Annotated in this window: 1 protein-coding gene; it reads right to left on the reverse strand. The window is 36.0% G+C overall.

Going from position 1 to position 353, the window contains the following annotated elements; genetic code table 11:
- Positions 1 to 332, reverse strand: a 332-nt coding sequence (gene tnpA, locus DWY89_RS14185) for an IS200/IS605 family transposase (protein WP_118524784.1), incomplete at its 3' end; no start/stop codon positions are given.
- Positions 333 to 353: the final 21 nt, after the last annotated feature.

A 353-nucleotide genomic window follows, 5' to 3' on the forward strand; every position in this document is an offset into this window, starting at 1 on the left:
CCCCACAGCTCCTGTTTTAATTCCGGATGCGAAAGAAACAACTGACGTGCCAGATTCCCTTTCATAATCTTTATCATGTCTGATATAAAAAATTGCGGTTTGCAATCCAGAAGTAAATGAATATGATCTGGCATAACCTCCATCGCCAGAATCTTAAATTTGTATTCCTCCGCAAGCCCATACAACATTTTTTTACATTCTGCGTCTATCCCATTTTTCAGGACCTGTTTTCGATATTTCGTGCACCAGACAAGATGATATTGCAAAGAATACACATATCCTCTACCATATGAAAGTGTATTTCTCTTAATAGTAAATATATCTTTTTCCATGTTTATATTATACCATATGCC

This window comes from Clostridium sp. AF27-5AA (genome assembly GCF_003478415.1).
In the GTDB taxonomy this organism is placed as follows: domain Bacteria; phylum Bacillota; class Clostridia; order Lachnospirales; family Lachnospiraceae; genus Otoolea; species Otoolea fessa.